This is a genomic window from Helicobacter sp. MIT 01-3238 (genome assembly GCF_003364135.1).
Taxonomy (GTDB): Bacteria; Campylobacterota; Campylobacteria; order Campylobacterales; family Helicobacteraceae; genus Helicobacter_B.
In genome coordinates this window covers 13,077-29,780 of the sequence record NZ_NXLN01000029.1, presented here as the reverse complement: position 1 = coordinate 29,780, position 16,704 = coordinate 13,077, and the positions used below count along the sequence as shown (strand labels likewise).

Below are 16,704 nucleotides of genomic sequence, written 5' to 3'. Positions count from 1 at the left end.
GATTCTAGTGAGTCCAAAGCGACACAAACGCTATCTAAGGCAGATAGTGAGTTTCTATTTGGCACAAATGCTAAGAATCTAAATGTAGAAGTTCTATCTCAAAAAGAGCTAGAAGAGACACAAGGCGAGTTTTGGAATTTCGTCAAAGGTGGCTTTGATTTTGTGAGATATTTCTTACGAGAAACCAAAAAAGACGGCTGGTGGAATTTTAGATTCTAGTCGCATTTGGTGCTGAATATATCACACTACTTTTAGCAATGCAGGGTAAAAACTTGCATTGCTATCATTTCTACTTAAGGAGAACATAATGTTTGATGTTTTAGATAAAAAGTTGAGATTATCATTTGCCTTAGCTGGATTTTTTGGGATATTTGGTAGCGCAAATGCTGCTGGACTATGCTTTCAGGGCGATGATGAGCATTGCTTAAGTGCTAGGTTTGGTGTAGGTGGACTGTATTCAAACTTTAGCGGAAGTGGTGCTGGCGTGAATAACTATGGTGGCTTTGTAAATGTCGAAGTAACCGAAGCATACAAAAGATTTCAAGCTATGCTTGGCATAAGGGTAGAGGGTGGAGGTGCTAGCTTCAAAGGAAGCACACTAGCCAATCTAGGCTTAGGCTCTGCGTTTTTTGGCGAAGAGACAAAAGTCAAGCTAGGTGCAAATGTGCTTACCAAAAGAGTGCCACTTTTTATAAATTTCGTATTTGGCAATGAGTATTACAGCACAAATTTTGGCACAGTGCAAAAAAGAGGCTTTGAAAGACTTGTTTTAAATCTAGGCTTAGAGCTACAAGGTGCTATCCCACTAGGTGGAAAATCTCGACTAGAATATAGTGCTGGAGCAAGTGCTGTAAGTGCGTATTATGTGCTTGCCAAAACTTATGAAGCACGGTCTAGGGTAGATGATTTTGGGCTAGGCGTGAGTGCTAGTGTAGGCTTTGCAAACGAGATAAACGACCGCTATGAGTGGTATGCGCGTGTTGTCGGCAAGTATCAAAAGCTAGGCACATCTAAAGGCGTGCCGTTTTATCAAAATGGTGGGACAGCTAACGCTACCACGATAAACTATCCTGCTAGCAACAACTTCGCTGGAATGCTAGAAGTAGGACTTGGGTTCTAAAGGAGTGTAGATGAGATACTTTGGACTTAGTCTATTTTTTGCTTTTGGTATTTTGCAAGCTCAAGGTGCTGTGCAAAGTCCTGCACCGCAGTCTGTGCAAGGTAGTGCCTCTAGTATAGAGCAAGGTGCTATGTCAAAGCCTTATGCCGAGTTTCTCTTTGGCACACAAAATCTAAGCAATCTAAATGTGGAGATTTTGTCCCAAAAAGAACTAGAAGAGACACAAGGCGAGTTTATTGGCTGGCTTGGCAAATGGATTTTTTCAAGGCTAAATATATGTTGCTTTATAAGCAGACCTGTGCAGGTTGTTAAGTAGCTTTATCTGTCATTACCACACATTTTTTTCAAAAAGCACAATGTGTGGTAATTTGCTGTAAAAGCTAGTGCTTTAATCGTTAGTGTGTTGTAACGCTTGCAATGGTTGAATAAAGAAATATTATCACAGTTATAAGCGTTTAACAAAAGCCTATAATATCGCTATGATTTGGTAATACTCTCATTTAAGGGTTCTTTTTGATTCTCAAAAATTTGAGCAAAATGATAAATTATGAAAAAAATAATCATTTTGCTTGACAAGGTTACCAAAATTTGTTAGGATTCGCCCGCCACCTTTGAGAAGCATTATCAAATAAGGTGGCAAATTTAATTTATTCAAAGGAGGCGAGAAATGAAACGAATCATTTCAATCCTAGCTTTAAGTGCCTTTGTAGGCATTAGCGGTTTATCAGCTGGCGTTGATTCTAGCGAGTCCAAAGCGACACAAACACTATCTAAAGCAGATAGTGAGTTTCTATTTGGCACAAATGCTAAGAATCTAAATGTAGAAGTTCTATCTCAAAAAGAGCTAGAAGAGACACAAGGCGAGTTTTGGCCTGCGATAGGTGTTGGACTTGGCATTTCTGCTGTTTCTTATGGACTATGCGCCATTTTCAGCAAAGGTTGTCGCTTTAATCTAAACTTTGGCTCTAGGTTTTAGCCTCAAGCCATAACCAAAACGCCTTTCTGTCTTAACTAAGCCAAGTAGGGATTAAATCTCTGCTTGGCACATATAATCAAAAGGAGTCAAGAAATGACACTGATTCACAAGCAAGATATGCTAAATAAGCTACATAAAAAACAAAAAGAATTTTTTGGAAAACCAAATATTGCAAAACAAGCAAGCAAAATCCTTTTTGTTTTGGGCATAGGTGGACTTTCTAGTCTAGAGGCTGTTGGGCTGTGCTTTCAGGGAGATGAGGAGCATTGTCTATCGGGTAGGTTTGGTGTGGGTGCAAGCTATTTGCACCTAGACTCATCACAAGCAAAGGCACAATCTTATGGTGGGTTTGTCAATGCTGAAGCGACAGAGTCCTACAAGCGATTTCAGGCGTTGCTAGGTATCCGCTTGGGACTTGGTGGGATTACATATAGTGGGGCTACATTTGATAGCTTAGGCAGCAAAGAGCTAGCCCTAAACACAGATGTAAAAATCAAGCTAGGACTAAATATACTTACAAAAAATATCCCGCTTTTTGTAAATGTAGTGCTGGGCGATGACTATTTGGGGGCTTCTTCGGCGAGTGGCACTACTTCTAAAGGGTTTAATAGAAATCTATTTTATGGTGGGCTAGAGCTACAAGGAGCTGTGCCTGTGTCTAGCAAAGGGCGCATAGAGTATAGTGCTGGGTTTAATGCTATAAGTGGCTGGTATGAGCTAGGCAAGACTTATGGAGCAAAGTCCGGGCTAAAGGGCTTTAGCTACGGAGTGTCCGCAACTCTAGGCTATTCCCAAGACATAGATGAGCGCAAAGAATGGTATATCAAAGCTATTGGCAAATACGAAAATCTGGCGCAATCTAGGGCTGTCCCTTTCTATGCGACTTATGAGGGAAATCCAAATCCAATTAGTTATAGAAGCTTTGGTGCTAGTCAAAATTTTGGCTTGATGATTGAAGCGGGGATTGGGTATTAGCATTTATCGCATTTCTTAGAGATTTTGCATAGAAGCAAAATCTCTGCATATATTATTCAAGGAATATCAAGTAATGCAAAACATTATTTATCATTTTAGATTTTTTAAATTCACTAGGATTTTTGCGCTATCTTTTGCTATGAGTGCAAGTAGCATAGTAGCACACGCAAAATCTGTAAATGTCGATGAGATAATGACAAAAAGCAATGACTTTAAGCTAATCACTTCTTTTTCTTATATAAATCTTTTAAGCAAAAATGCCTTTAGCGGAATCGCACAGATTCAGCTACCAAGTAATAATTCTCAAATCTCTGTGCCCATATCTACCACGACAAATCAAGACTATCTCGCTTTCTCGCTTTATGCGCGATATGGTGTGTATAAGCGTGTGGAAATCTTTAGCACGGTAAATGCTTTTTGGCAACACAGTGTCGCAAAAAATGACATAACAAACACTTATGCTAGCAATAGCACAGGGGACTTTGGCTCGTGGAATGTAGGCGTGCTCGTAGAAGCAAAGCGTGAGGGCAAAGCCCCCGCACTTATGCTAGGAGCGAGTATGGACATCATAGAGAGGGCTTACTATCAAAGCGGGGCAAAAAACCTCCAATACGCCAAAAACTATAATTTCTTTGCGACAAGCTACTATACGATTGACCCTATCGTGCTAGCACTGCAAGCTAGCTTTTCGCTAAGCCTCAAAAAATCCCACCTATCCCAAAGTATAGATAATGGAGAGCGTATCTCACTGCGCCCTATGGTGTATTTCGCTGTGAATCCATACATATCACTAAATGCTGGCATAAGCTACCAATACCAAACCCGAGATAATGTAAATGATAGATACCTAGCCCCGCTTGGCTCTTCGCTCGGGCTAAATCTAGGGCTAGCTTATGAGATAATGGCAAATCTTATTTTGTTTGCAGATGCGGAGTTTCGCGAAAATGCGCAGTATAAGACAAACTCGATTTCACTTATGCTATCTTATAAAATCTAAAAATGATAAAAAAAATTTTTGCTTGTGGGCTTGTGCCTTGCTTCATAGCGTTTGCAGAAGTGGGGCAATCTAGCCAATCTAGTGCACCACAAATATCTAGCGCACCACAAGTGCAATCAAGCACACAAAAATCTAGCCAAGCAGAATCTAACAAAGTGGATTCTAGCCAAGCAGATTCTAGTAAGGCAAAATCTAGTGAAGTAGAATCTAGCAAAGCAAAATCTAGCACAAAATCTAGCAAGAAAAAATCTAGCAAATCTAAGAATACTAGCACGCAAAAATCTAGCGTGCATATTTTTAGCTCCCCTTTGTTTTCGCCTCCATTTGCCCCTATCACAAAAGATAGGCAAATCACAAGCTGGAGTGAAATGCGCGATAAAAATCTCACAAAGCAAGAGTATGATTATAGCTGTGGGGCTGCTTCGCTATCAAGTATTTTGGAGCATTATTATGGACTAGAAAACGCAAGTGAAAAAGAGATTTTGGATACGGTGCTACTAAAAAAGGGAATCGACATAAACCAAAAAGAAGAAATACAATTTGATGATGAGATGAAGCAAAAGGCGCATTTGTCGTTTTATGATATGGTGGGGTATGCGGAGGATAGAGGGTTTAAGGCGTTTGGATTGGCGGTGGATTTACCCGCACTATATGAGCTAAAAGCCCCCGTCATCATCTATGTCAAGGTGCGAAATATTGAGCATTTTAGCGTGCTAAAAGGGATAGATTCTAAGTTTGTGTATTTGGCTGACCCGAGCTTTGGCAATATCAAAGTGAGTGTTGCAAAATTTGTAGAGATGTTTTATCCCAAAAAGACAAGGCAGGAAGCAAGAGAGGAAAAACAGCAAGCAAAGCTAGCAAAAAAACCTAAAAAATCTTATAGCGATGAAGCAGAATCTATGATGATACAAAACCACTCCCAAAATCGTCTAATGAGGGGCAAGATAATGGCGATAGTGCCAAATATGCAACCCACACAAAATCAAGCCGCACAAAGTGAAAATCTGCAAAATCAAAATTATCAAAATCAAAATAGCCAAGATTTGGCTACGCAAGAAAATCTAGCGCAAAACAACGACTTCACACAAGAAAAATCAGCGCAAAATGACTTTGGACAAAAAAACTTCCCACAAGAAAATTTGACGCAAGAAAAAAAGGACAAAGATTCCCTAGACAAATCCGCACAGGTGGATTCCACGCAAGCAATCCCACCACAAACAATCCCGCAAGCAAAACCAAACCCAAACCCAAAGATAAATGCAGAATTTATGAAGCTAGAAAAGCACTCTGGATTTGTCTATGAGGGCATAAAAGATATGCTACTTCTAAGGCAGTGATTTATGCTAGAGTGAAAATCTTACAAAAACTTTTTATCAGTTTTTTACTTAAAATTTTTTTCAAATTAAAAAACTTCTTTAAAAAATACTTCAAAAACTTAAAACCCCCTCTTGAAATCTGCTAAAACTTTTTTGAAACTCCTTTAAGATTTGCAAGCTAGATTTTGCAAAACTTCGCTTGATTCTCACGCTTGAAGCGACATATCACAATGCACATTTTACATAGATTTTACAAAAGCCTGCTAGTTGCTCTTACACTGCGTTGTTATGATTTCGCTGTGTTGGGATTGCGTATGTTGCAAATTCGCACAAGTAAATCAAATCAACAAAAGGAGATACAATGTTGAAAAAAGTTCCACAAACAATCAAAATCGCTCAAATAATCGGGCTTATCTCTTTGGCACTAGCTTCTTTGACTTTAAGCGGAGGATTGCTAAAGGCTTCGCAAACGGGCAAAATCAATGTGATTTCGCGCGAGGACGGCTCTGGCACAAGGGGTGCGTTTGTAGAGATTTTTGGGCTACTTGAGTCCCAAAACGGCAAAAAAGTAGACACTACAAGCCTAAAAGCAGAAATCACAAACTCTACCGCCGTAATGCTAACAAGCATAGCAAATGATAAAAACGCAATCGGCTATGTCTCTCTAGGCTCGCTAAAGTCAATGGTAAAGGGTGTAAAAATCAATGGCGTTGCTCCAAGCGTAGAAAATATCAAAAGCAAAAAATACAGCATTTCTCGCCCATTTAATGTAGTCATCAAGCAGGATTCGGCTTTGGTGAGGGATTTTTTGGACTTTAGCAAGGCAAATAGTGCGGTGATTTCAAAAGCGGGCTATATCCCACTAGATATAAGCACAAAACCAAATCCCAAAAAGCTAAGTGGCAAAATCGTAATCGCAGGCTCAAGCTCTATAACACCACTTATGGAAAAGCTAAAAGAATCATACACCGCGCAAAATCCAAGCGTGAATATTGAGATTTTGCAATCTGACTCCACAACGGGCATAAACTCTGTCTTGCAAGGAATCGCAGATATAGGAATGGTAAGCCGTGAGCTAAAAGACAAGGAGCTAAGCTCGGGCATAAAGGCGGAGGTTTTAGCTATTGATGGCTTAGCTGTGATAGTAAATCCACAAAACACCATAAGTGATTTGAAAAAAGAGCAAGTAAAAGATATTTTTAGCGGCAAAATACTTAAGTGGGAAGAACTAAAATAGTATGACTTAAAATGGAGGGGACACCTAACATAATTTTCTAAGCGCAAAAATCTCACAAAATCTAAATCTCACAAAATCTCACAAAAAGGAGTGTCTATGCAAATTTTTACCCAAAAGATTTTGCAACTACTAGATATGAAAAAAAAGATTTTGCCTGATTTTTTTGCGCAAAATATTTTTCCACAAAATCAGTTTTTGAGAGATTTTATCACGCGAGAAAATGACAAAAAAACTTCACAAAAAAATCCAAAATCCCCCAAAAAACCAAAGAAACCCAAAAATCATATTGTTAGATTTTTTGCGTTGCGATTTTTGCGTGTGTTTAATGTGATAAAAAAACAAAACAAAAAACACAAAAAAGATATTTTTAGCCTTGAGTTTTTTGCTTCAATGCTTTTTGGACTTTGCGCGGTAGTGTGTATAATTGCTGTGATTATCATCTGCGTATTTTTGTTTGGCAATGCCATTCCTACAATCTTTAGCATAGGGGTTAGCGAATTTTTATTTGGCGAAGTGTGGCAACCGCTAAATGAAGTTTTTGGGATTTTTCCTATGATTGTGGGAAGCCTTTATGTAACGGCTTTGGCGATTTTGTTTGGTGTGCCTTTTGGGATTTTGTGTGCGATTTATTTGGCGTATTTTTCTGCCAAATCCAAAATCATAACGCCTTTGGTAGAGCTAATGGCTGGGATTCCTAGCATTGTGTATGGATTTTTTGGGCTAATTGTGATTGTGCCGTTTTTTGCCCAAGTCTTTGACACAAATGGCAAGGGACTAATAAGTGCGTCTATCCTTTTGGCAATGATGATTTTGCCTACAATCATTTTGGTATCAAAGACGAGCATAGAAGCTGTTAGCAAAAGCTACTATGAGGGCGCAATCGCGCTTGGTGCGAGTAAAGAACGCGCGGTGTTTTTTGTCGTGCTAAAGGACGCAAAAAGTGGGATTTTGGCAAGTGTGATTTTAGGCGTTGGTAGAGCTATCGGAGAGGCGATGGCAGTGATTGTCATCGCTGGAAATCAGCCTATAATCCCTACCCAAATAAGCGATGGACTTCGCACACTTACGACAAATATCGTGCTAGAGCTAGGCTATGCAAGTGGGATTCACAGAGACGCGCTAATCGCATCAAGTGCGGTGCTGTTTGTGTTTATACTGCTTATCAATATGTGCTTTTTGGCACTAAAGAAAAAGTCATAAAAGTTTTGGTGCAAATGCGCTAAAAAGGGGCTAAAAATGGGATTTAAAGAAAAAATCGACAAGCAAATGATAGCTACCATAAAATCGCAGGATTTCTTGTCGCTATTTTTACGCGCTATTATTTATATCGGCGTGTTTTTCACACTTGCCACTATCGCGCTAATCGTGGGCTATATTTTAATCAAAGGCATTCCGCATCTAAGCCTAAAGATTTTTGAGTTTGAATACTCTACTTTAAATGCTTCGATGACACCTGCGATAATCAACACGGTTTTTATGATTTTGCTATCTTTGGTTTTTGCACTGCCTTTTGGAATCTTTGGTGCGATTTTTTTGCAAGAATACGCTAAAAACACTAGCTTAGTAGTCGCGCTTATAAATTTGGCTTCGCAAGTGCTAGTTGGGATTCCTAGCATTGTGTATGGACTTTTTGGATTTTTGGCTTTTGTGATTTATTTTAAAATGGGTGTGAGTATGCTCTCCGGTGCGCTTACTTTGGCGGTAATGATTTTGCCATTGATTTTGACTGCTACGCAAGAGTCGCTAAAGTCTGTGCCACAGGCTTATAAAGAGGGTAGTTTCGCGCTTGGAGCAGGGAAACTACGCACGATTTTTGTGGTGGTTTTGCCTTGCGCGATGAGTGGGATACTAAGTGGCGTGATTTTAAGTATAGGGCGTATCATAGGGGAGAGCGCGGCATTGCTTTATACTTCTGGGAGCGTGGCAAAGGTAGCAGGGGTAGGCGACTCTGGGCGGACACTAAGTGTGCATCTCTACGCGCTTTTGAGTGAGGGGCAGTTCATCGAGCAGGCTTATGCTACGGCGGTAGTGTTATTGTTTATCGTGGTGGGAATCAACCTGCTTTCAAATGTGGCAATCAAGCGATTTGGTGCGAAATAAGTAAAAAAGGAGTGAAAAATGGGCGTTGCATTTAAAATCAAAGATATGAATTTGTATTATGGGGATTTTCGTGCGCTAAAAAATATCAATTTGGAATTGCAAGAAAACGAGATAAGCGCGTTTATCGGTCCTAGTGGCTGTGGAAAATCGACTTTGCTAAAAAGTCTAAATCGTATGAATGACTTGGTAGAAAACTGCAAAATCAAAGGGCAGATTTTGCTAAATGATAAAAATATCTACAAAAATTACAATGTCAATCTACTTCGCAAAAAGGTGGGAATGGTATTTCAAAAGCCAAATCCATTTCCTATGAGTATCTATGAAAATCTAACATTTGGTCCCAAAACACACGGAATCAAGGACAAAACCAAACTAAATGAAATCGTAGAGAAATGCCTAAAAAATGTCGCGCTATTTGATGAGCTAAAGGACAGACTGCAGACTTCCGCGCTATCGCTTAGCGGTGGACAGCAGCAAAGGCTGTGTATCGCTAGGGCTTTGGCGATAAATCCAGAGGTGATTTTGATGGATGAGCCTACAAGTGCGCTTGACCCGATTTCTACGCTTAAAATCGAGGAGCTTATCAAAGATTTGCGCTCCAAATACACCATAATCATAGTTACGCATAATATGCAGCAAGCAATGCGTATCAGCGACAAAGTGGCGTTTTTTTGGCTAGGCGAAATGGTGGAATTTAACAAAACTAAAATCATCTTTAGCGATGAAGCAAAAGAGAAAAAGACAAGAGACTATATCGCGGGGAGATTTGGGTAGGATTTGGCAAAATTCTAGATTCGTGAGTATTTTTGCAAAGGTGGCGAATCTTATAAATTTTACTTTTTGAAAAGTTTGCTATGGCTTCCCACACGCAAGGCATTTAGCTGTAAAATATCATCAAATTTTTCATAGATTAGTAGCAAATCTGGCTTTATGTGGCACTCTCTAGTGCCTTGCAGATTGCCACTTAGCGCGTGGTCGTTGTGCTTTGGCTCTAGTGTTTCGCCCTTTGCGAGTTTATCTATTAGCTCCATAGTCAGCTCTTTATCCGCTACACTAAGGCTTTTTGCGTCTTTTTTAAAACTCTTTGTTAAGTGGATTTTATACATTTAGATGAGTCCAGCGTCTTTAAAGGCTTCTTTCGCGCTACTAAAAGTCCGCAATGTGCCGTTTTTACGCGCAGACTCAACCTCTGCCTTTGCCTTTAAAATCCCTTTTTCAAATTTTGTGAGTTTTGGTTTTTTGCCTTTTTCGACCCTACATTTTGCATTCATCGCCTTGCTAAGTGCCTTAAACGCAGGGAGAAACTCATCTTTGACATTTTCTATCACTAAAGTGCTCATTTGTAGATTCCTTGTTTTAGATTTTTGCGTATTGTAGCATAAATGCGCTCAAAAGTGTGGTGTTGCACTTGATAGAGGGTTATTTATAAACGCTGTCTCGCTTATCCACTTTGATGCACAAAATTAACATTTTATCATCAAAAATCTCACACACAAGGCGATAATCCCCCACACGATACCGCCAATATTCGCTTAATTCGCCCTTTAGTGCTTTGCCTTTTATGCGTGGATTTTCTAGCAATTCGAGTTCTTGGGTAAAGTTTGCGATTCTTTGCTGTGTGGTTTTATCTAGCTTGGAAAAGGATTTTAGAGATTGCTTGGTGTAGGCAAATCTCATTTTAAGCCCAAATCTTTATACAAATCATTTGCCAAAATGACTTCACTATCTCGCATAAATTCCTCGTGGGCTTTGTCAGCTTCTCTAGCGTCCTCAAAGTCTTGTATCCACTCTATTATCGCTTCTTTGGCTAGTAGCTCTTTGGTAGTATTTCTCTCTTGTGCTATGGTGGCAAATGTGCTTTGCACTTCCTCTGGTAGCTCTACAATCATAGTTTTTCCTTTAGTAAGATTTGGCATATTGTAGCACATTTATTTTGATTCTATGATTTGGATTTCATCGTGGGTTAAGTCGTAGAGTCGATAGACTAGCTCATCGATTTGGGATTCGGATTGGGTTGAATCTTTGCCCTGTGCTTTTGTTTCCAAAACCTTATCGACTAGATTCGCAATCTTATCTGCGATTTTTTGATTTTTGGCGTTTATTTTTGGGATAGGAAATTTTGCTACATATTGATTTGACAATAAAAAGCCCTTATCGCTATACAAATGCCCGATATTTTTAAAATACCAAAACACCGCCTTTGAATTTAAAAAAGCCAAAAGATAACGCAATTCTTGCTTTGAATCGCTTACCAAAAACGCCATAGAATCCAAAAGATAAAAATCATTTTCTAAAATAAAACTAGGTTCTTGCGTAACTCGTTGCCACGATATTTTTTCTTTATCAAAGTCCTCATAATAATTCGCGCCATAGCGTTGCATACAATACCATTCATAGCGGATTCCCGTCTCGGCTTTGTTGCGCTTGGATAGATTATCTTTGTGCTTTAGTAAATGCCGATAAAGGCTTGGGTAGAGTTGCGCTAAATCTTTTTCATTTTCGTCCATTGACTTTGGATTTTGTGTGTTTGGAAAATGCTACGATAGAAATATAAGCCACAGATTCGCCCATTCGTAGCTGTATCGCTTTATGTCGCGTCCGCGTAAGATGGGCTTGATGATTTGTGCGGTGCGCTCTTTTTCGGTGAGATTTACCCACCCCCTAGCCCCCTCCGCAAGGGAGGGGGAATCTTTAGAATTACCACGCGCAAGGGAGGGGGAAGATTCGGAGTCGCCACTAGCAAGAAAAGGTTTGCGGGATTTGTCGCTGTCATCACAATCTGCCAAAATCCTATCCCTTGTCGCAGTATCGATGATAAAGGCTTCGTTGTAGCCTGTTTTTATGCCGTAATTTATCTCAATATCCCACTCTTTTAGCGGAGTGCCGATTTGCTCTATCTTTTGCTTGAGTGCGAGTGTGGGCAAATCTACAAAGATAAATGCCTCGCTTGAGAGCGAATCTTGGGGGATTTGGCTGTAACTTATAGTGGATAAGTCTTTGGCATTTGGATTGGCGTAGTTTAGTGCGTGGGATTTGGTGGGCTTTTGCTTAGATAGATTGACTATGCAGGTATCCACTGTGGCTTTGTCAAAGACTTTTACGCCGTTTAAATCCACAAAATCCAAAATCACACTTTGCAATAAAAATGCCCGAAGATTCGCGCCATATCCCGCACGGCAGAATTTATTGGAAGTGATTAGGGTAAGAATGCCCTTAGCTTTAAGCAGACTATGCCCCCGCTCGTAAAAATAAGTGTAAATGTCGCCTGTCCCGCAGTAAATGCTAAAAGATTTTTGCAAATGTGGCTTTAGCTCTTTGATTTCCTCTTGTCTTATATACGGTGGATTGCCGATAATCAAATCAAATCCCATAAAGTCGCCCTCTGCGTTCAAAACTTCGGGGAATTCAAATCGCCATTCAAAATATTCCCTTGCTTGTGTTTTGATAAGTTCATAGGCATTCATAGATTTTACCAAAGCCAAAAACTCATCATATACCAAACCCGTTTTTTGTTTGGGAATATCAAGCGTTTTGTGATAATTAAAATCTATAAGGTAAGTATTTAGCTTGTTACACCATTTTTCTAGCTCTTGTTGATTTTGCTTTGGCACTTTTATATTGTCTATGCCTCCATATCCGTAGGTTTTTAGATACTTTGCAAAAATGCTTTTAAATTCTCGATATTGGGGATTTGTTTTGACAAAAAGAGAGAGAATAAAATCTTTTGCAGATTCTATGTTGTTTTTGTGTATTGTTTTTAAATCTCGGTTTGTCTCGTTTTTGTAGGCATTTGTAGCTTTTTTGTAGGACTCTATTTGCTCGGGTAGTTTGACTTTCAAATCGTGCAAAATCGCTTTTATTTCGTTGGCTTCCTCGTTTGATTCGCCTAGTTTTCTATCTTTGTCAAGTAGGCTTTTAAGCTGTGCTTCTAACTTTTCTTTGCTGATATTTAACGCAATGTTTGACACTAGCGAATTGCCACACTTTATGTTTATATCGATATTTGGCAAAGTTTGTAGCTCTTTTGTGGCGATATTTTCATAATAGCTGTATTTGAGTAGCTCTATCCAAAGGCGCAGTTTGCAGATTTCTACGGAATTTGGGTTTATATCCACGCCAAAAAGGCAGTTTTCGATAAGCTCTTTTTTGGTGTAGAAAATCGCCTTTTGGATTTTATGCGCCTCTATGCCCTCGTGTGCGGGAATGCGATAATCTAGTGCGTTTCCTAGCGAATCTTTGATAAGTAACTCATCATTTTCTAGCACTAAGTCAATGTCGCTAAGTCGCCTTCCCTCGCAATCTAGCAGTAATCCTAGCTCACTTTTTATGGCGATAAGCTCATTTAGCGCGGAGACTAGGAAGTGTCCGCTCCCCACTGCAGGGTCGCAAATGCGGATAGAGAGAAAGATTTTGTTGTATTTGCTTAGAATCTCTTTTGTGCTGTCATTGTGAGAATCGCTTACAAACCCGTCATTGCGAGAATCTGCGCGTTGTGTGGATTTACCCACCCCTAAATCCCCTCCGCAGGGGAGGGGACTTTTTAAATCGTGGCAATCCACAAAAGATTTGTCATTCTGAGCCGTAGGCGAAGAATCCAAAAATTCGCTTTTGATTCGTAGATTCTTCGGTCGCTTCGCTCCCTCAGAATGACAATAGGATTGGATTTGCAAGTGTGGGTCGGTGCTTCGCACAGACGCTTTGTTGTAGCTATCGCCACTGCCTCGCAATGACAAATCTGGCGTATTTCTAGCTTGGCGGATTTCGCGGTGGATTTCATACTCTATGTCGGCTAGGGTTTTGCATTGCCATTGTGGATTTGCGCTATTAAATTTCTCCACCACGATTTTGCGAATCGAGCTCTCGCACATATAGCGCGTGATAAAGCTAGGCGTGTAGAAAGAGCCCTCTTTGTAGCCATTTAGCTTTTCAAAGACTAGCCCCAAAACGGCGGAGTTTATGAGCTTATCGTGGTTTGTCTTGGCGTAGTTTTGCACATCGCTTGGCGTGGTTGTGAAATCATAAGCGTGCAAAAATGCGAATAAATACTCTAGCAATGGTAGTGAATCATCTTTGTCTATGTATCTCTCGCGCAAAGTTTTATCACGGCGCAGGATTGAATCTGGCGCGATTTTTAGCGGTTTTGATTGCAGAGTGGCGATTTCAAAGCCTTGTGATTCAAGCGCGGATTTCTCAAAAAGGCTAGAATTTAGATAAGGGATATTTGCTAGATTTGGCGGAATGTCGGCGCGATTTTTCACCGCTAGGACTTTGAAAAATAGCGTATTTAGCGCACCAAAATCGCGCAAAATGCTAATGTCTAAAAAGGGCTTGTCAATGTGGCGGAAACTTAAAAGCATTGATTCAAGTAAGCGCAAAAATAAAATGCGGTTGTTCCACAGCATAATAAGCGGGAAAATATGGGAGTCGAAAATGTCGGTTGAATCGTGGCTATTTTTGTGTGGGTGGTTTGGATTTTGGGTTGATTCGCCCTTGTGGCTTTGGGCTAAATCGCTCAAATCTAGAGCATTTTGTCGTGAATCTAGAGCGTTTGAATCGCTTGAATCTTGGCTTGATTCGCGTGGCAGTTTGTCGGCAAAGTCGCGCTTGATTGAATAAAGTAGCGTGTTTTGCGTGGTGCTTGGCAAAATCAATGCCTTGCCGTTTTGCTCGACTTGCACTAAGCCCAAAATATAGAGTAGCTCTTTGTAAAATCGCTCATTTAGTGTGTTTGCATCGATATAGCGCGGGATTTGTAGCAAAACACTTGGCGATAAAAGCGCGTAAAATAGGGCTAAGTCGTTTTGATTGTTTAGAGCGGATTCGACATTTATGTAATAAAACTCTACTTGTCCCTCTATGTCCTTTATGATAGCTTCTACTTGCTTGTAAAATTGCGCTGTGCTTGTGTCGTTGCCCTGATTGAAATCGCAATTATTATACGCTCTCTCTATGTCCTTATTTTTGGCAAAAAGTCTATGGTAATCTGTTGCTTTGATGATATAGAATTCCTTTGCAGTGCAAAGGATAATGTGTTTTATGTCGTTATTTTTATGCTTATGCCATTCTCGTAAGTAGTATAAAATGCTTTCATAAAGGGCTTTGGACTCCAATCCCCACTTGTCATTGCGAGAATCTCTATGAGATTCGTGGCAATCCACACTTTCATTTTGGATTGCTTCGGCGTTTGCAACGCCTCGCAATGACGAATCTGGTGTTTTTACAAACTCCGCTTTGTTGCCTGTGGCTTTGACTTCAAAAAGCACCTTTGGAATCTCATCATCATAAATCGCCAAATCCACCTTACCGCGCGTGTTGCACACATAATCAAAGGTGGTGGATAAAAACTGCGCGATTACATTCTTTTGGAATTCTTCGCTATCATCTTTTTGTGCCTCTTTTGTCATAGTGGCAATCGCGCTTGCAAACTCGCTCAAATCCTCACTAGGAACTAAATCTCTATACTGCCCCCCCCCCTTAATGAACTCATCTAAAGCGATATGTTTGTAAATCATCGTTGTCCTTTGTGAAATCAATGGGAAACCAAATTATACAATACAAAATTGTGTTTCTGATTTTTGTAGTGTGGATTATCAAAAATCGTGGAATCTTAAGTTGAGCATAAGTTGCAAAGTATTACAATTATTTCACTCGTGGTTATTTAACATTGTCGTTTTTGTTGTTGCTTAGCTATAATATTCCAAATCAAAAGCAGGATTGATTTATGAGTAAAAAAGACGAAATCAAGGCTAGAATTAGTATTTTTCAAGCTATTATTATTTTGCTTATAACTACGCTATTTGCTATATTTGGTTATACGGCGATTCATTATAAAGAGTATGATTTACTACTTGTTGTGTGCACAGTATTAGCTTGTGTGTTTCTTGTGGCTATGATTTGCATTTGTGTGAAGTATTTTCTAAAATATGTAAAAAAATTAAGGAGACTAAAATGATTGGTGTGGTTGCTGTGGTATTTGCTTTTATTGCGTTTTTTGGCTCGCTACTTTATGTGGCTTATGCTGTTGGTAGGGATTAGAGTTTTGCTACTCTTATGCTAGATAAATTCAAATAAGCAATAGCAAAAATGAATTACTTGGATGAACGGCATATACATATCTTGCAGGGAATTTATAAATCATCTTGTGGTGGGCTAAAGAAAGTACCGATTGGGGAAGATGGTGGCTTTTACATAGCGAATACAAAAGAAAGATTAGATTATGAACATTGCTTAGAATTCCTACAAGAACAAGGGTATATTGCAGGTATAGGAAAGCCTATACAAGGAATGAATGGCGATAAAGTATATATCTTAAATATAGAAATCACTAGGGAAGGAATAGAATTTGTCAAAAATTTAGAAAATCAACAAGATATAATCCAAAATGAAAACACCAAATCATACAGAATCTCACCAAAAATAAAATCTGTATTGTCAAAAATTATTATTGGCATTGTTGCAACTGTTGTTGGTGGCTTGATTTTGCATTTTTTAACTAGATAGTAGATATTTTACTAAAGATTTTACATTCAAACTCCACAACTACCCCTTAGCCTATCCATCACACCGTTTATAATATCCTCGCCCACAAACTCCTCCCCGCTAAATCTATCCTTTCCATTTGCATAGCACTTCACAACCTAGCGATTGCCCTCTTGCTTTATAGGTATCCAAAAATGATAACCCCTCATTCCCTCTTTTTTAGAAATCGCTTTATGCCCACTCGTAGGGGAGGGGGAACTGATTGACTTGCTTGCGTTCGCAAATGAGTGGGAGAATAATTGGTTTGTTATCGCTAGTAAGGAGGAAACTATTAAGATTGTCATATTGAGCGCAAGTGGAATATCTAAATGAATTTGCGCATTTATGTTTGTCTGCTTGGATACTTTTGCATTTTTGGATACTTTGGTTTTTGCGAAACCTTAGTATGAAAATGCTTTTTGTCATTGCAAGGCTTGTCTTTAGGCTTTTTTAAATCATCTCTGT

The 16,704-nt window shown here is 39.5% G+C and carries 18 protein-coding genes and 1 pseudogene; 12 read left to right on the top strand and 7 right to left on the bottom strand.

The window, feature by feature from the left end; genetic code table 11:
* The 11 genes and pseudogenes from CQA40_RS11250 to pstB form a co-directional block, all read left to right on the top strand.
* Positions 1-219: pseudogene (locus CQA40_RS11250) on the top strand (hypothetical protein); the annotation flags it as partial.
* A gap of 88 nt (positions 220-307) precedes the next feature.
* Positions 308-1,120, top strand: a complete 813-nt coding sequence (locus CQA40_RS09300; protein ID WP_115520569.1) for a hypothetical protein — start codon at positions 308-310, stop codon at positions 1,118-1,120.
* 10 nt (positions 1,121-1,130) lie between these two features.
* Complete coding sequence (locus CQA40_RS09295; RefSeq protein WP_115520568.1) at positions 1,131-1,436, top strand: hypothetical protein; 306 nt, start codon at positions 1,131-1,133, stop codon at positions 1,434-1,436.
* Between the two features lie 351 nt (positions 1,437-1,787).
* On the top strand, positions 1,788-2,096 hold the full coding sequence (locus tag CQA40_RS09290; RefSeq protein WP_115520567.1) for a hypothetical protein: 309 nt from the start codon (positions 1,788-1,790) through the stop codon (positions 2,094-2,096).
* Between the two features lie 93 nt (positions 2,097-2,189).
* Positions 2,190-3,071, top strand: coding sequence for a hypothetical protein (locus tag CQA40_RS09285; protein ID WP_115520566.1), 882 nt, complete (start codon positions 2,190-2,192; stop codon positions 3,069-3,071).
* Positions 3,072-3,144: 73 nt separating this feature from the next.
* On the top strand, positions 3,145-4,068 hold the full coding sequence (locus CQA40_RS09280; protein ID WP_258864531.1) for a hypothetical protein: 924 nt from the start codon (positions 3,145-3,147) through the stop codon (positions 4,066-4,068).
* 2 nt (positions 4,069-4,070) lie between these two features.
* On the top strand, positions 4,071-5,405 hold the full coding sequence (locus CQA40_RS09270) for a C39 family peptidase (RefSeq protein ID WP_258864530.1): 1,335 nt from the start codon (positions 4,071-4,073) through the stop codon (positions 5,403-5,405).
* A gap of 340 nt (positions 5,406-5,745) precedes the next feature.
* Complete coding sequence (locus tag CQA40_RS09265) at positions 5,746-6,621, top strand: substrate-binding domain-containing protein (protein ID WP_115520563.1); 876 nt, start codon at positions 5,746-5,748, stop codon at positions 6,619-6,621.
* 96 nt (positions 6,622-6,717) lie between these two features.
* Positions 6,718-7,821, top strand: coding sequence for a phosphate ABC transporter permease subunit PstC (gene pstC, locus CQA40_RS09260; protein ID WP_258864529.1), 1,104 nt, complete (start codon positions 6,718-6,720; stop codon positions 7,819-7,821).
* A gap of 36 nt (positions 7,822-7,857) precedes the next feature.
* On the top strand, positions 7,858-8,721 hold the full coding sequence (gene pstA, locus CQA40_RS09255) for a phosphate ABC transporter permease PstA (RefSeq protein WP_115520562.1): 864 nt from the start codon (positions 7,858-7,860) through the stop codon (positions 8,719-8,721).
* Between the two features lie 18 nt (positions 8,722-8,739).
* Positions 8,740-9,495 (top strand): phosphate ABC transporter ATP-binding protein PstB, encoded by a 756-nt coding sequence (gene pstB, locus CQA40_RS09250; protein ID WP_115520561.1) that lies wholly within the window; start codon positions 8,740-8,742, stop codon positions 9,493-9,495.
* Between the two features lie 59 nt (positions 9,496-9,554).
* Here pstB and CQA40_RS09245 read toward each other — a convergent pair whose 3' ends face one another.
* The 6 genes from CQA40_RS09245 to CQA40_RS11710 all read right to left on the bottom strand — a co-directional run bounded on the left by CQA40_RS09245 (position 9,555) and on the right by CQA40_RS11710 (position 15,233).
* Positions 9,555-9,827 (bottom strand): type II toxin-antitoxin system YafQ family toxin, encoded by a 273-nt coding sequence (locus CQA40_RS09245; protein ID WP_115520560.1) that lies wholly within the window; start codon positions 9,825-9,827, stop codon positions 9,555-9,557.
* Positions 9,828-10,061 carry a hypothetical protein gene (locus tag CQA40_RS09240; protein ID WP_115520559.1) on the bottom strand — a complete coding sequence of 78 codons (234 nt, stop codon included), beginning with the start codon at positions 10,059-10,061 and terminating at the stop codon, positions 9,828-9,830. It lies immediately after the preceding gene.
* A 79-nt stretch (positions 10,062-10,140) separates the two neighbouring features.
* Positions 10,141-10,398, bottom strand: coding sequence for a type II toxin-antitoxin system RelE/ParE family toxin (locus CQA40_RS09235; RefSeq protein WP_115520558.1), 258 nt, complete (start codon positions 10,396-10,398; stop codon positions 10,141-10,143).
* Positions 10,395-10,610 (bottom strand): hypothetical protein, encoded by a 216-nt coding sequence (locus tag CQA40_RS09230; RefSeq protein ID WP_115520557.1) that lies wholly within the window; start codon positions 10,608-10,610, stop codon positions 10,395-10,397. The genes CQA40_RS09235 and CQA40_RS09230 overlap by 4 nt, the downstream gene beginning before the upstream one ends.
* A 39-nt stretch (positions 10,611-10,649) precedes the next feature.
* Positions 10,650-11,228 carry a TaqI-like C-terminal specificity domain-containing protein gene (locus CQA40_RS11715; RefSeq protein ID WP_258864528.1) on the bottom strand — a complete coding sequence of 193 codons (579 nt, stop codon included), beginning with the start codon at positions 11,226-11,228 and terminating at the stop codon, positions 10,650-10,652.
* A 30-nt stretch (positions 11,229-11,258) separates the two neighbouring features.
* Positions 11,259-15,233 carry an Eco57I restriction-modification methylase domain-containing protein gene (locus CQA40_RS11710; RefSeq protein WP_258864527.1) on the bottom strand — a complete coding sequence of 1,325 codons (3,975 nt, stop codon included), beginning with the start codon at positions 15,231-15,233 and terminating at the stop codon, positions 11,259-11,261.
* 571 nt (positions 15,234-15,804) lie between these two features.
* Here CQA40_RS11710 and CQA40_RS09215 point away from each other — a divergent pair.
* On the top strand, positions 15,805-16,221 hold the full coding sequence (locus CQA40_RS09215) for a hypothetical protein (protein WP_115520555.1): 417 nt from the start codon (positions 15,805-15,807) through the stop codon (positions 16,219-16,221).
* A 210-nt stretch (positions 16,222-16,431) separates the two neighbouring features.
* Here CQA40_RS09215 and CQA40_RS09210 read toward each other — a convergent pair whose 3' ends face one another.
* Positions 16,432-16,665 (bottom strand): hypothetical protein, encoded by a 234-nt coding sequence (locus CQA40_RS09210; RefSeq protein WP_115520554.1) that lies wholly within the window; start codon positions 16,663-16,665, stop codon positions 16,432-16,434.
* Positions 16,666-16,704 lie beyond the last annotated feature (39 nt).